This is a genomic window from Pedobacter xixiisoli (genome assembly GCF_900215335.1).
In the GTDB taxonomy this organism is placed as follows: Bacteria; Bacteroidota; Bacteroidia; order Sphingobacteriales; family Sphingobacteriaceae; genus Pedobacter; species Pedobacter xixiisoli.
The window spans coordinates 361848-377474 of the sequence record NZ_OCMT01000001.1; the positions used below are offsets into that span (position 1 = coordinate 361848).

The window sequence follows — 15627 nt, forward strand, 5'->3', positions numbered from 1 at the left end:
TATTTATAGTTGGTTAGCGTAACCTAAAACTACAGATAAGATTGGGCTCTCGACTGCTTCTTCAGCTTTTCTGTACAAAAACAAACCATTTCCGAACAAAACCATACCATCGGCAAATGTCGGTTTGGATACTTTTGTAATCATATCGACTTAACCAAATGAATGTATGAAAATGAATTACGACAAGTCTAAAATCTTGTTACGGTCGTTTCTTGACCTTTTAATCGTCAATTCTAGAAATCTTTCTTTTCAATTAATTCGAATTAACCAAAAGTTAGTTTATCTCAAAAGGGAAAATTAACGGAGAATGAAACCTATAATATAGTTGCGACGAATTAATGAGCGAGAAGTTAAACCTTAATAAAATAATAAAAGCTGTTCTGATTGCCTTGCTTTGTAGCTCTGTGATGATGACCTCTTCTGCAAACAAATTGTTTGATGACGGAAGTGCCACATACATTTCCGTAACGCCGAAATACGATAGCAAAACAGTTTTACGTAATCCGCTAAATGGTTGGGTAATGTATGCAGCTCGCAGTGCTGATGAATCTTATTGGGACACTGAATATTTTGTGCCAGAGTTAGGGAAGAAAGTGAAAGTGATAGATTACGCTGCTGCCTGTTACATCCGTACAAGTTGGGCGTCTTTAAACCCGAAAGATGGAGTTTATGCATGGAATAATCCAAATTCTAGAATAGCAAAGCTGATCAAAGGTGCAGAAAAAAGAGGGTTACCGGTAGCTTTTCGTGTAGTAGTAGATGGCCGAGATCAAGGACAGAATACGCCTGCTTTTGTATTTGATGCTGGTGCAAAATTCTATCTAGAAAATCCTGAAAACCCGAATAGGCAAACACCTTACCCACAAGATCCCATATTTAGAAAATATTATAGCAAATTTATTGAGGCATTTGCCAAGGAATTTAATGATCCTAAACGTACCTCATTTATTGATGCTTATGGTTTAGGCAAATGGGGCGAGGCACATCATGTAGTTTATCAAGATCCGAAAATTGCAAAACCAGAAGATATAGAAAGAACGAAGGAAGAAGTGTTGGATTGGGTAACTGATTTGTATGCAAGAACCTTCACCAAAATTCCTCTGGTCATCAATTACCACCGTTTGGTGGGCCATCCGGAAAGTTGGGCGCCAGCAAATCATAATAGCGAAAGATTATTGGAAAAAGCGATAGCAAAAGGTTATAGTTTGAGGCACGATGCTTTTGGAATGACAGGCTATTACCAAGGCTGGGAGAAGGATTTTGCCAAGAAGTGGAATTTTAAACGCCCTATTATTATGGAGGGCGGCTGGATTACCTCAAAAACACACAGTTATTGGATAGATCCAAGTGGGAAATACAGAAAAGGGCACGCCGAAGATGTGAGAAAAGGTGAGTTTGAGGCTTCGGCAGAGGCTCATGTAAATATGATGGATTTTAGGGTAGGAGATACTGAATCGTGGTTTAAGGAATTCTCTTTAGTGCAGGGTTTTAATGCCAAAGGTGGTTATCGCTTATATCCAGACGAAATCAATCTTCCAAATCAAGTTAAGGCAAATACTACAGCGACCATTACACATCGTTGGAAAAATATGGGTTGGGGCTATTTTCCTAATAATATTCCGCAATGGAACTATAAATACAAAGTGGCTTTTGCCTTACTAGACGGAGAAAATAAAGTGAAGCAAGTTTTTGTAGATTATCAGGCCGAACCTTCTAGTTGGTTAAAAGATAATTTAATGTCTTATGATTTAAATACATCGGTAAATCTTCCGGCAGGGAAATATCATTGGGCGGTAGCTATGGTAGATACCACACAAGAAAATCAGCCAGCGATCAAATTGGCTGTTGAAGAAGAAGTTACGCTAGATGGCTGGGTGAAATTGAATGAGGTGCAAGTGCAATAGCGACCAATATGAACCTAAACCAAATATAATATGAACCAAAACTTGTACTTCAAAATTAAAAACAAACCTATTGCGCTATTGCAAAAAGGCAAGTTGTTGTTTGCTTACCTGCTTATCCTATTAACCATTGGTGTAAACTCTTGCTCAAAACCAAGAGCTGAAGAAACTGCTTCGCCAGTTGTATCAGTTAAAATCGATAAAGAGAAAATCACGCTGTTGGCTGGAGACGAAATCAAAATCAATCCAAATTTTACGCCGCAGGTAGCTACGCCTGCAGCTGAGTATAAATGGCAAGTACTTGATTCTAAGATTGCCGAATTTAAAGTGAATGCCGATTTTTCTGTAAATGTTATAGGAAAGAGTAAAGGTGAAACGGAAGTGGTTCTTTATGGGCCATCTGGTAAAAAAATAGTTGGCTGTTTAATTACTGTTCAAGAAAAAGAAGCTAAATATGAGGATGATGGTATTCTCAAAATCCTTGCTATTGGAAACAGTTTTTCGGAAGATGCATTGGAGTCTTATCTGGCTGGTTTAGCGATTGCTAAGGGACATAAAATCGTGATCGGTAATATGTATATCGGTGGAGCGAGTCTCTCTCTTCATGTACAAAACGCAACTAATAATATAAATGCATATGCTTATCGTAAAATTAATCAACAAGGAATAAAAGCAACTACGGCTAATGTTTCTATTGCAACGGCGCTTGCTGACGACGATTGGGATTATATCAGTTTTCAGCAAGAAAGCCCAAATTCTGGAAAGTTCGACACTTTTAGTCCTTTGGTAGATTTGTATAATTATGTAAAAACTAGGACGAAGAACCCTCAGGTGAAATACATTTTGCACCAAACTTGGGCGTATCAAAAAAACTCAACATATTCTGCTTTTGCTAATTACGATAAAGATCAGGATAAAATGTATGCAGCTATTGTGGATGCTTATACGAAAGCAAAAGCTTTGATTCCAATAGATAGAGTAGTACCAGCAGGAACCGCTATCCAAAATGGTAGGACAAGTATCATTGGAGATAATTTCTGCAGAGATGGTTACCATTTAGATATTAATATTGGGCGATACACTGCGGCTTGTACTTGGTTTGAGGCGCTGTTCAACGAAACCGTAGTTGGAAACACCTATAAACCAACAGCACTGTCAGCTCGTGATACAGAAATTGCACAAAATGCAGCTCATTTTGCTTATATAACGCCAAACCAAGTTACGCCACTGGTGAATTATCAAGGAGGAGGAAATTCTGATTTAACCAAAGCTATCTTGATTAATTTTGGTGGAAATAACGCTACAGAATGGAATACGGTACCTCAATATACTGCTGGAACAACTGTTGCGAGCCTAAAAGATCAAGTAGGTGCGAATACCAATTTTTCCGTTACCATTGTAGAAGGCTTTAACAACAGAAATCAAAGTGGCCCAACCGCAACTACGACTACATTTAATATGCCTAGCAGTGTTTCGTCAGATTCTTACTACGGTAATTCAAAAGCGGTGTGGGAAAGTAAGTCTGTTACGCAAAGTGTAGTGAAACTAACAGGGTTGAACACAGCAAAGAAATACAGTTTCTGCTTCTTCGGTTCCAGAGCCAATTCGGGTAACGAAAATAGAGAGACAAAATATACAGTTAAAGGAACCAACGAAGTAATTGCCTTGTTGGATGCTGCCAATAATACTGCTAATATTGCTTGTGCAGAGCAGGTTATGCCAAATGCTGCTGGAGAAATTACCATCACCATTACTGCTGGTAGTAACAACAATAATTCTTACGGGTTTTACTATATCAATGCTTTGCAGCTTAAACAAGTCAACTAAAATAGAATAACAAGCAATGATGAAACGGACACTTATAGCACTATTATTTCTTTCGGTTTTTACTACCGTGAAGGCAAAAGATAGCTATTACAGTCGATTGGAAAAAGATACCCTAGTGATAGGGAATAAATGGATTGAAAGAAAATTTCTTTGGAATAAGGGTAACCTGATTACCTTCAGCTTAACCGATAAATCGACCAATCAAACTTGGTTGAATAGGTTAAAAACGTCCGATTTTCAGATCACCAAAGATGCCGCTTCAAATGGCGTCTATGCATCAAAGGAAATTAAGGAAACCGCTATCCATCCAAATTATTTGGCTGTAGAAGTGAACGTTTCACTGGGCACTTTAAGCGTTAGAAAGGTTTATCGAGTTTATGAAGATAGTCCAGTAATTGCTTGCGATATCTATTTAAAAGGCAGTGCCGATTTAGCCATCGATCATAAAACGACCAATGCTGGCGATCGGAAAAACATCGAATTTACTGAGGATATGAAATCGCAACAGGTAAATGCCGTTTTAGATCAAATCAAGTTGGATGGTTTTCATTGGCAAACTAAAATTGTAGAGTTTTTTGATGTAACGGATTGGAATAACAACCTCATCCAAGAACGCAATATCATTCCTTATCGTAAAACGAATTACAGAGGAAATTTATTGGTAGCCCACAATAACGAAAACAATAAAGGTTTTTTCTTTTTAAAGGAAGCCCCAACTTCTAGTGTACAATTGGCTTATCAAGGTCATGATTTTACTACCGATTTCGGTCATTTTACCGTTAGCGGTTTGGGATTAACAACAAAAGACATCAAACCTGACGAGAGGACAAAAGCCTACAGCAGCGTAATTGGTGTGTACAGTGGAGGCGAATTACAACAGTTAACAGCATTACGTCACTATCAAAAAAACATGCGCAAATTATTGCCACAACGTGATGAAATGGTGATGATGAATACTTGGGGCGATCGTAGCCAAGACTCTAAAGTAAATGAAAAATTCAGCTTATTGGAAGTAGAGAAAGCCGCAGAATTGGGCGTATCTCATTTTCAGATCGACGATGGTTGGCAAATCGGCAAAAGTCCTAATTCTGCAGTAGCTAAAGGTTCTTTCAAAAACATTTGGGATAATCCAAATTATTGGAAACCTGATCCTGCGAAATATCCAAAAGGTTTACATCCTATTGTAAAACGGGGAAAAGAATTAGGTGTAGAAATCTGTCTTTGGTTTAATCCGAGTGTGCAAAATGACTATGCAGATTGGGAGAAAGACGTGAATGCGCTAGTGAGTCTGTATAAAGAATATGGCATCCGTACTTTCAAAATCGATGGTTTAGCTATTCCAACCAAGCAATCAGAAATTAATCTTAGAAAGCTATTTGATGGAGTTTTGGAGCAAACTAATAACGAAGTGGTCTTCAATTTAGATGCTACCGCGGGTAGGAGAGCAGGTTATTACACCTTCAACGAATATGGAAATGTGTTCTTGGAAAACCGTTACACCGATTGGCAAAATTACTACCCGTACTGGACTTTAAGAAACTTGTGGCAATTGTCTAAGTACGTTCCTGCCGAGAAATTACAGATCGAGTTTCTGAATAAATGGAGAAACGCTGAGAAGTACGGGAAAGATATTTTTGCGCCAAACAACCATTCTTTTGAGTATTTATTTGCGACTACGATGGCTGCGCAGCCTTTGGCTTGGTTTGAAGGTACAGGCTTACCAAGCGAAGCATTGAAGGTTAAAGACTTAATTAAAGCTTACCGAAAAATACAGCACGATTTCCATTTAGGAACTATTCTGCCTATCGGCGATGAGCCTTCTGGCAGGTCTTGGACTGGTTTTCAATCGCTGAATGGTAACCAAGGTTACTTCATTTTTTATAGAGAAAATACTGCCGAAACAACTGGCGCTGTGAAAACTTGGTTGCCGGCAGGTACCAAAGTGAGATGTACGCCAGTATTAGGTAACGGAAAAACCATCAATACCACCATTGCTAAAAACGGAACTATCGAAGTTACGCTTCCAAAAATTAACGACTTCGTGATGTATCGCTACGAAATCAACAAATGAGACCAAAAAATATGAGAACTATCCTTACTACATTTTTATTAGCCCTTACCATAAGCTCTTGGGGACAAAAAAAGTACCAGCTAAAATCCCCCGATGGGAAATTGGTAGCAGCTATTTCTTTGAACGACCAAATTAGCTACGCTATTACTCATCAAAACGACACTATTTTAAAACCTTCTGCGCTGAACATGACCTTAGATAACGGCGTGACTTGGGGCAAAGGCTCGCAATTTAAAAGTGCAAAAACAACAACCCGTCATCAACAAATTAACGCTCTGTTTTATAAAAGAAATCAAATTGACGACCATTACAATGAACTTGTTTTGAGTTTCAAAGATAATTTTAACCTCATTTTTAGAGCTTACAACGAAGGTATTGCTTATCGATTTGTATCTACTAGCGATAAAGCAATTACGGTAAAAAATGAAGAAGCTGTTTTCAATTTCTCAAAGGATTTTAACGCTTACGTGCCTTATGTAAAAGGAAAATTTAAAGATATCGAAAGTCAGTATTTCAATTCTTTTGAGAACGAATACACTTACACACCATTGAGTAAAATCAGTGCCGACAAATTGGCTTTTTCGCCTTTGGTAGTGAGTTTAGAGAATGGTAAAAAGGCTTGTTTAGCAGAGGCTGATTTGGAAAGTTACCCAGGTATGTATCTTACCAATACCAATGGCTCTACTTCGTTGCAATCTAATTTTGCGTCTTACCCAACTGCTACTAAACAAGGCGGTCACAATGAGTTACAACAATTGGTTACTGCCCGCCAACCTTATTTGGCTAAAAGCAAAGCAAAAGCTCAATTTCCTTGGCGTATCGTGATTGTATCTACCAACGATAAACAATTGGCAGATAATGATATGGTCTACAAATTGGCGGCTCCATCGAGAGTGGCAGATGCTTCTTGGGTTAAGCCGGGCAAAGTCGCTTGGGAATGGTGGAACCATTGGGGCATTTCGAACGTAGATTTTGAAGCAGGTATCAATACCAAAACTTACCAAGCTTACATCGATTTTGCAGCTAAAAATGGAATTGAGTATGTGATTTTGGATGAAGGATGGGCGGTAAATAAAAAAGCGGATCTGTTCCAAGTGGTACCTGAGATTGATTTGACGAAGCTGATTGCTCATGCAAAAGCTAAAAATGTAGGTATCATTTTATGGGCTGGTTATTATGCTTTCGAAAGAGATTTGGAGAAAGTATGTAAGCATTATTCGGAAATGGGCGTGAAGGGTTTCAAGATTGATTTCATGGATCGTGATGACCAACAAATGGTAGATTTCCATTACCGTGCGGCAGAAGTAGCTGCCAAGTACAAGTTGATGCTAGATTTCCACGGTACTTACAAACCAACCGGTATCAACAGAACATATCCAAATGTGATCAACTTTGAAGCGGTTCATGGTTTAGAGCAAATGAAATGGACTGGCCCAGAGTTAGATCAAGTGACTTATGATGTTACTTTCCCCTTTATCCGAATGGTGGCTGGTCCGATTGATTATACGCAGGGTGCGATGCGAAACGCGACTAAAAGAACCCACCGTGGCATCAACGATGAACCGATGAGCCAAGGTACACGTTGTCGTCAGTTGGCGCAATATGTCATTTTCGAATCGCCGCTAAATATGCTTTGCGATAGCCCAACCAACTACGAAAAAGAGCAGGAATGTACCGATTTCATTTCGACAGTGCCCACGGTTTGGGATCAAACTATTGCCTTGGAGGGAGAGATTGGCAAACATATCGCTATCGCCCGTAAAAAAGGAGATCATTGGTATGTGGGTGCTATGACCAACTGGAATGCCCGTAAAACCGAACTGGATTTGTCTTTCTTAGGCGAAGGAAGCTATGTTGCAGAGTTGTACAGAGATGGCGCTAATGCCAATCGCATTGCCTCCGATTATAAAAAAGAAACCATTACTATTCCTGCCGACCGCAAATTGAGCCTTTCTATGGCTAAGGGTGGCGGTTTAGCCATGAAAATTTACAAGAAATAACACTGATAATGATGAAGCCGAGAACCTTTTATTTAGCCTTAACCCTGTTTTTTAGTCTGATTTTTTCGAATGCCATTGCGCAGCAAACCATGACCAATGTGTATGGAAGAAATGTGCAATCGTTAAATGGAAAATGGGATGCCATTATTGACTTATACGATCAAGGCAGAAAAAACAAAATTTTCTTGAATAAGAAACCAGAAACCAAGATCGATTTTTATGAGTATTCTTTTGATAATGGACTTCGTTTAAACGTGCCATCAGATTGGAATAGCCAAATGCCTGAGCTTAAATATTACGAAGGTACCATTTGGTATGCTCGTCGGTTTGATATAGCGAAGGCTGCTAACAATCGCACATTTCTATATTTTGGAGCGGTAAGTTACCGTTGCAGAATTTACCTGAACGGAAAAGAAATTGGTCAGCATGAAGGTGGTTTTACACCATTTCAAATCGATGTGACCGATGCAGTAAAAGAGAAGGATAACTTCTTGGCAGTTGAAGTGAATAACACCCGTCAGGTTGATGCTATCCCTGCTATGGCTTTCGATTGGTGGAATTATGGCGGTATTACCCGCGATGTATTTTTGGTAAGTACGCCGAAAGTGTTCATCGAAGATTACTTCATCCAGTTGGATAAAACCAAAGCAACTCAAATTAATGCTAGTGTTAAGCTTTCTGAAAAAGTTAGCCAGTCGGTAACGATCGAAATTCCGGAGTTGCAGTTAAAGCAAACGCTTAAAACAGATGCCAATGGTGAAGTAAAAACCTCATTTGCTTCGAAGAAAATCAAACGTTGGTCGCCAAACTCACCGACTTTGTACAAGGTGAAAGTTAGCAGCGAGAGCGATAAAATAGAAGAGCAAATCGGTTTCCGTAATGTTTGGGTAAAAGGAGAGGATATTTATCTTAACGATAAACCTATTTTCTTAAAATCAATTTCATTTCACGAAGAAATTCCACAGCGTAAAGGACGTGCTTTTTCAGAAGCAGATGCGGTAATGTTGTTATCTGAAGCAAAAGCTTTGGGTTGTAACATGATCCGCTTGGCACATTATCCACAGAACGAATATATCGTAAGATTAGCCGAAAAAATGGGCTTCTTGTTATGGGAAGAAATTCCAATTTGGCAAGGCATCGACTTTAAAAATGAAGCCACCAAAGAAAAAGCAGGCAAAATGATGCGTGAAATGATAATGCGTGATAAAAATCGTGTGGCCTTAACTTTTTGGGGTGTAGCTAACGAAACGCAACCTTCGCCACCTCGTAACGCTTTCATCAAATCTCTAATTGAAATCACAAAATCTATAGACACGACTAGATTGATTACAGCGGCCTTCGATTTAGTTCGGTTTAACAAAGAAAGACAGGTTTTTGTAATGGATGATCCTTTCATCAAAGAGTTGGATGTCGTGGCGATCAACAAATACATGGGCTGGTACCACCCTTGGCCAGTTACGCCTGATAAAGCGATTTGGGATGTGGCCAAAGGTCAACCTTTAATTGTTTCTGAGTTTGGAGGCGAAGCACTTTATGGCAAAACTGGCGATGCAGATGTAGTGAGCTCGTGGAGCGAAGACTATCAAGCGACTTTATACAGAGAGAACCTAGAAATGTTCAAGTATATTCCGAACCTGCGTGGTACTTCGCCTTGGGTGCTTTTCGATTTCCGTTCACCATTCCGTTTTCACCCAACCAACCAAGAAGATTGGAATCGTAAAGGATTGGTTTCTGATCAAGGTTACAGAAAGAAGGCCTGGTATTTAATGAAAGAGTACTACGATAGTAAGTAACGAAGAACAATTCAACAATGGTAAAATTTCCTCCCCCTGCCCACGCAATTGCCTGCGCACCCCCCTCCAAAGGGGGACATGAACAGTTTTCTATTCGATACTGTTTAGGCGTCACGTATGTCCCCCTTTGGAGGGGGTAGGGGGAGGAACATCTAAATAAAAGAAACTTGATCTATAACACAAAACCCACAAATGAACCTATATAAAAACCTAAAACACTTGCTTTTGATGCTGTTTTTGGTGCAGGCTTATGCATTAAAAGCGCAGACCGTATCCTTTGATTTATCTGGTAAATGGAAGTTTCAAACTGATGTGATGGATTTCCGTAGGGGATCTCTTTCTCCACGTTATAACCACGTTTTACAAGAAGAAATTCAGCTTCCAGGTATCACCGATGATAAGCAAATTGGCTATAAAGTTCCTTATCAATACATTGATCGTTTAACGAGAAAATACGAATACATGGGACCAGCTTGGTACCAACGTGATATCGAAATTCCGGCAGCTTGGAAAGGCAAAAAGATTTTCATGTATTTTGAACGTACACATTGGTTAAGTTCTATCTATGTTGATACTAAAGAAGTAAGTAGCATCGATTACATCAGTGTGCCGCACAATCACGATTTGACCAACTTTGTGAAGCCTGGAAAAACACATCGTATCACGGTTTGTGTTGATAACAGGTTTCAGTACAAAACCCACAAATGGAACCACGCCCATACCGAATTTACACAGATCAATTGGAATGGTATTTTGGGCGAAATGAAGTTGATGGCGATAGATCCGGTTTATGTAGAAGATGTTCAGGTATATCCAAATATTGCAAATAACTCCATAAAAGTACGTTTGCAGGTAAATAACGAAACTAAGAAACAGTTCAAAGGCAATGCTCTATTCACCATAAATGGTAAAAATTACAACCTTAAAAATGAGGTAGCTGTAGTCAGTAAAGACTCGGTAACTTTTGTAGAAGCTAACATCCCTTTGGGTAAAAATGTCAAATTATGGGATGAGTTTAACCCAAATGTTTATCAAATCAGTGTGCAGTTGAATACTTCTGATGGTAAAACAAACTATCAGCATGAAAAAGCAACCACGTTTGGATTGAGAGAAGTAAAACAGGGCAAAAACCATGTAATGCTTAACAATCGTCCAATTCACTTGAGAGGAAATGTAGAAAATGCGGTATTCCCGAAAACGGGATATGCACCGGTAGATGATGCTTCGTGGGAGCGCATCATGTTGTTAATGAAAGATTACGGCATGAACCATTTGCGTTTCCATTCTTGGTGTCCACCAAAAGCAGCTTTCCGTATGGCAGATAAACACGGAATTTATTTCGAAGTAGAAATGCCAATGTGGGGTAAGGATGCAGAGCCTGATGAAGATCGTTACAACTTCTTCCGCAGGGAAATGAGGGCTATTTTGAAAGAATATGGTAACCATCCTTCATTTGTGTTGTATTGTAACGGTAATGAAATCACGGGAAATTTCGATTTTATTGAAGAACTAACTTCTGATGCTATCAAGCTAGATCCTCGTCATTTATTTAGTGGTTCTACCGCTCGTACTCGTGTAAAATCAGATCAATATTATGTGTCGCAGCAAACCAACAAGGGACCGGTAAAAGTGTACGAGGGTTTGCCAAATACAGATTGGGATAGAAGTACCGAATCGGATGTGGATGTGCCCGTAATTTCTCACGAATCGGGACAACGCTGTGTATATCCTAATTTCGAAGAAATTAAGAAGTATTCTAATAGCCCAGTAGAAGCTCGCAATTTCGAGGTATTTAGAGATATGCTGCAGAAAAATGGCATGTTAGATCAAGCTAATGATTTCTTTAAAGCTTCTGGAGCCTTGACGGTTTTAGAATACAAAGCGGTCATCGAAGCATTGTTGCGTTCATCTAAATCTGCTGGTTTTCAATTGTTATCTATTAATGATTTCCCTGGACAAGGTTATGCACCTGTAGGTATTTTAGATCCTTTTTGGGATAGCAAAGGTTTGGTTACGCCAGAGAAGTTTAGAGAATTTTGTGCACCTACAGTTGCTTTATTGCGCTACGAAAAAAGCAGCTTTTTCAATACCGAAACCTTTACTGGTAAAGCCGAAGTCTATAATTTTAGCGATGCTGCCATCAAAAATGCAAAATTGAAATGGTGGTTAACCGATGAGAGTGGTAAAGTACTACAGAAAGGAAACCTGAAAAGCCAAAATATCGCTAACGACAATGTATCGCCAGTTGGCGAGTTTTCGATACCGCTAAAAGGAATCAGCATTGCGCAAAAGTTAACGGTGCATTTATCTGTTAACGATCAAATTAAAAATAGCTGGGACATTTGGGTTTATCCAAGTCATCAAAATTTAATGCAGTCTACAGACCAAGTATTGTACACTTCGGTTTATGATGATGCTGCTAAAAAACAATTGGCACAAGGTAAAGCTGTAGTGCTTTACCCAGATCCAACAGATGTAAAAGGACGTAAATCAATGTTCCATAACCACTTTTGGAACCCTATCATGTTTGCTTGGGCACCAATGACGATCGGCAATTTGGTACATAACGAGCAGCCAATGTTTAAAGATTTTACTACGTCATATCATACCGATTGGCAATGGTGGGATATCTTAAACAACGCCAAGGTGATCGAAATGCAAAATACACCAGCACAGCTTCGCCCATTCATTCAGGTGATAGATAGCTATGATAATAACCAGAAATTGGGTATTGGTTTCGAAGCTAAAGTGAATGGCGGAAAATTATTAGTGTTGGCCGTAGATACGAAGACGGATATGGATAAACGTCCGGCAACGCAGCAGTTATTGTACAGTATAGATAATTATGTAAAGAGCGATAAATTCTCGCCACAAGTACAATTAGAAGAGAATTTTATCCAATCGTTTTTAAACAAATAGAGAGGAACGTGATGTTGAGAAAAATTGCATTAGGGGTAACGATGTTGGTCAGTCAGACTGTGATGGCGCAGGAAATTGTATTCAACCAAAAAGCAGCTTTGGAGCAGGTATATAGAAAAGCTGTGGAAGCGGAAAGCCTGTTGCCAATGAACGATTTAAACGTGGATTTCGGTTATGTGCTCTATCAATCAGAAATTACTACTCAATCAGAAAGCGAAGATTTGGAGTTAGAGAATGTTCGCGATTATGCAGCGGTTTATGTAGATGGTAAGTTGCAAGGAAGAGTAAGCGACAACAACAAGAAAATTGCAATTAAAACTAATCCTGGTAAGTACTTACTGCAGATCTACGTAGAAAATATTGGCAGAATTACCTACGGACCAGAAATTACAGATAACTCAAAAGGTTTGTTTGGAGAAGTGACACTAGACGGAAATGAAGTAGAAAACTGGAAAATGATACCATTGAACATTAAAAAGTATCCAGTTAAAGATTTGAAGTTCGAAAACCGTTCTGAAGCTGAGATACCAGGATTTTATAAAGCGAAATTCGACTTGAATACAGTAAAAAACAACTATCTAGATATTTCTGGATGGGGAATGGGCGAAGTGTGGGTGAACCAAAAATATGTAGGTTCTTATTGGGAGGAGGAAAAACAGCGCTCTATCTTAATCACATCAGAAAACTTACTACAGGGAGAAAACGAAATTGTGGTTTTCGAGCTGAAAAACAACCAACAAAAAACAATGAAATTATCGCAAATACCTGTTTTTAAATAGAAATGATGAAGAAAACGATTTTAGTACTGGCACTTACTTCTGTAACTTTATTTTCGAGCTACAAACAAGAAAAGCCATTATACAAAGATGCCAAACAGCCTATCGAGAAACGTATAGACGATTTGTTGGCTCGCATGACTTTGGAAGAAAAGGTAATGCAGTTGAACCAGTATACCTTAGGCAGAAATGATAATGCCAATAACATGGCCGATCCCGTAAATGATATTCCTGCGCAAGTGGGTTCGTTAATCTATTTTGGTAGCAATGCCGATTTACGTAACCGAGTACAGAAAAAAGCGATGGAACAAAGCCGTTTGGGCATTCCCATCATTTTCGGATACGATGTCATCCACGGCTTCCGTACCATTTACCCAATTTCTTTAGCGCAGGCTTGTTCTTGGAACCCAGCATTGGTAGAAAAAGCTTGTGGTGTGGCAGCACAAGAAGCGAGAATGTCGGGCATAGATTGGACGTTCTCACCCATGATTGACGTGGCGAGAGATGGTCGTTGGGGCCGTGTTGCCGAAGGATATGGCGAAGATACTTACACCAACGCTATTTTTACCGTGGCTTCGGTGAAAGGTTACCAAGGAACAGACCTTGCTAGCGATAAAAATGTCGCTGCTTGCTTGAAACACTATATTGGTTATGGTGCATCAGAAGCTGGAAGAGATTATGTGTATTCGGAGATTTCTAACCAAACCCTTTGGGATACTTACATGGCGCCTTATGAAGCTGGCGTAAAAGCTGGTGCAGTAACGTTGATGAGTTCATTCAATGATATCAGTGGAACACCAGGCTCAGCTAATCATTACACATTAACAGAAGTCTTGAAAAAACGTTGGAAACACGATGGTTTTGTGGTTTCAGATTGGGGTTCGATAGAGCAACTTCGTCCGCAAGGTGTGGCTGCCAACAAAAAGGAAGCAGCTTTAAAAGCTTTTACGGCTGGTGTAGAAATGGACATGATGAACAGAAGTTATGATAACCATTTGGGTGATTTAGTGAAAGAAGGTAGAGTAACCGAAGCGTTATTGAATGATGCCGTGAGACGTGTATTGAGAGTGAAATTCAAATTAGGCTTATTTGACCGTCCGTACACACCAACCACTACCGAGAAGCAACGTTTCTACCGCCCAGAGAGTTTGAAGATTGCAGAACAATTGGCAGAAGAAAGCATCGTTTTGCTTAAAAATAAGGATAAAGCATTACCACTAAATAACGTCTCTAAAATTGCAGTGATCGGCCCAATGGCAAAAAGCCAATGGAATTTATTAGGTTCTTGGGCCGCTCAAGGCAAGTCAGACGATATTATTAGCATTAGCGATGCTTTACAAGCAGAATTTAAAGGCAAAGCCGAAGTGTCTTATGCTTTAGGGGCTAATTTCGATGGCCGGGATAAAAAAGATTTTGAAGAAGCAAAAGCATTGGCTTCAAAATCTGATGTGATTGTACTTTGTTTGGGAGAAAAGAAAGATTGGAGTGGTGAAAATGCCTCTCGTTCAACCATCGCTTTGCCGCAAATACAGGAAGAACTGGCTATCGAGTTGAAGAAATTGGGTAAACCTATCATTTTAGTGTTGTCAAGCGGTCGCCCGTTAGAGTTGAATAGGTTAGAGCCAATTAGCGATGCGATTGTGACGATGTGGCAACCAGGAACGCCAGGTGGAAAACCATTGTCAGGGGTGTTATCTGGTCGTGTAAATCCATCGGGTAAATTAGCAATGACTTTTCCTTTCTCGACAGGTCAAATTCCTATTTATTACAACTACAGGCAAAGTGCTCGCCCGCACCAAGGTAAATATCAAGATATTCAAAGCACACCTTTATATGAATTTGCTCATGGCTTAAGCTACACTACATTCGAGTATGGCGAGTTAAAAGTTTCTTCGCCAAAATTAAAACGTGGTGAAAAGCTAATCGTTGAAATTCCTGTGAAAAACGTAGGAGATAGAGAAGGCGTGGAGACCGTACATTGGTTTATTCAAGATCCGGTTTCTACGATTTCTCGCCCTATCAAAGAACTTAAATATTTTGAGAAACAACTGTTGAAAAAAGGAGAAACCAAAACCTACAAATTCGAAGTAGACTTACAACGTGATTTAAGTTTTGTGGATGGTGATGGCAAACGCTTTTTAGAAGCTGGTGATTACAATGTCATCGTTAAAAACAGGAAAATTAAAATAGAAATCGTAGATTAACGCTCTGCAATGTAGATTTTTTAAATTCCACATAAAAGTACTAGTGTTATGTTGAGCTTTTCGAAACATTCTCGTTATAAGAAGTCTTCGACTACTTGTCCCGATACTTCGGGAAGCTCAGACTGACAAAAGGCAT

9 protein-coding genes are annotated in these 15627 nt (G+C 39.3%); 8 read left to right on the forward strand and 1 reads right to left on the reverse strand.

Annotation, left to right across the window (positions count from 1 at the left end):
* Positions 1-3: 3 nt before the first annotated feature.
* Complete coding sequence (locus tag CRO54_RS21085) at positions 4-144, reverse strand: hypothetical protein (RefSeq protein WP_171047799.1); 141 nt, start codon at positions 142-144, stop codon at positions 4-6.
* Between the two features lie 194 nt (positions 145-338).
* Between CRO54_RS21085 and CRO54_RS01590 the strand changes: the two genes are divergently transcribed.
* The 8 genes from CRO54_RS01590 (at position 339) to CRO54_RS01625 (ending at position 15491) form a co-directional block, all read left to right on the forward strand.
* The gene (locus CRO54_RS01590) at positions 339-1904 is read left to right on the forward strand and encodes a DUF4832 domain-containing protein (RefSeq protein ID WP_097127923.1); all 1566 of its coding nucleotides are present in this window, start codon (positions 339-341) and stop codon (positions 1902-1904) included.
* A 30-nt stretch (positions 1905-1934) separates the two neighbouring features.
* Positions 1935-3728, forward strand: a complete 1794-nt coding sequence (locus tag CRO54_RS01595; RefSeq protein ID WP_097127925.1) for a DUF4886 domain-containing protein — start codon at positions 1935-1937, stop codon at positions 3726-3728.
* 19 nt (positions 3729-3747) lie between these two features.
* Complete coding sequence (locus CRO54_RS01600; protein ID WP_097127928.1) at positions 3748-5799, forward strand: alpha-galactosidase; 2052 nt, start codon at positions 3748-3750, stop codon at positions 5797-5799.
* 11 nt (positions 5800-5810) lie between these two features.
* On the forward strand, positions 5811-7799 hold the full coding sequence (locus CRO54_RS01605; protein ID WP_097129840.1) for a glycoside hydrolase family 97 protein: 1989 nt from the start codon (positions 5811-5813) through the stop codon (positions 7797-7799).
* Between the two features lie 11 nt (positions 7800-7810).
* Positions 7811-9592 carry a glycoside hydrolase family 2 protein gene (locus tag CRO54_RS01610; RefSeq protein ID WP_240774988.1) on the forward strand — a complete coding sequence of 594 codons (1782 nt, stop codon included), beginning with the start codon at positions 7811-7813 and terminating at the stop codon, positions 9590-9592.
* A gap of 192 nt (positions 9593-9784) precedes the next feature.
* Complete coding sequence (locus CRO54_RS01615) at positions 9785-12511, forward strand: sugar-binding domain-containing protein (protein WP_097127937.1); 2727 nt, start codon at positions 9785-9787, stop codon at positions 12509-12511.
* Between the two features lie 11 nt (positions 12512-12522).
* Positions 12523-13290, forward strand: a complete 768-nt coding sequence (locus CRO54_RS01620; protein ID WP_097127940.1) for a hypothetical protein — start codon at positions 12523-12525, stop codon at positions 13288-13290.
* A 5-nt stretch (positions 13291-13295) separates the two neighbouring features.
* The gene (locus CRO54_RS01625) at positions 13296-15491 is read left to right on the forward strand and encodes a glycoside hydrolase family 3 N-terminal domain-containing protein (RefSeq protein ID WP_097129842.1); all 2196 of its coding nucleotides are present in this window, start codon (positions 13296-13298) and stop codon (positions 15489-15491) included.
* Positions 15492-15627 lie beyond the last annotated feature (136 nt).

What these genes read in the sequence shown, in the direction of transcription:
- CRO54_RS21085 (WP_171047799.1), bottom strand. Translation starts at nt 144, where the DNA reads ATGATTACAAAAGTATCCAAACCGACATTTGCCGATGGTATGGTTTTG.
- CRO54_RS01590 (WP_097127923.1), top strand. Translation starts at nt 339, where the DNA reads ATGAGCGAGAAGTTAAACCTTAATAAAATAATAAAAGCTGTTCTGATT.
- CRO54_RS01595 (WP_097127925.1), top strand. Translation starts at nt 1,935, where the DNA reads ATGAACCAAAACTTGTACTTCAAAATTAAAAACAAACCTATTGCGCTA.
- CRO54_RS01600 (WP_097127928.1), top strand. Translation starts at nt 3,748, where the DNA reads ATGAAACGGACACTTATAGCACTATTATTTCTTTCGGTTTTTACTACC.
- CRO54_RS01605 (WP_097129840.1), top strand. Translation starts at nt 5,811, where the DNA reads ATGAGAACTATCCTTACTACATTTTTATTAGCCCTTACCATAAGCTCT.
- CRO54_RS01610 (WP_240774988.1), top strand. Translation starts at nt 7,811, where the DNA reads ATGAAGCCGAGAACCTTTTATTTAGCCTTAACCCTGTTTTTTAGTCTG.
- CRO54_RS01615 (WP_097127937.1), top strand. Translation starts at nt 9,785, where the DNA reads ATGAACCTATATAAAAACCTAAAACACTTGCTTTTGATGCTGTTTTTG.
- CRO54_RS01620 (WP_097127940.1), top strand. Translation starts at nt 12,523, where the DNA reads ATGTTGAGAAAAATTGCATTAGGGGTAACGATGTTGGTCAGTCAGACT.
- CRO54_RS01625 (WP_097129842.1), top strand. Translation starts at nt 13,296, where the DNA reads ATGAAGAAAACGATTTTAGTACTGGCACTTACTTCTGTAACTTTATTT.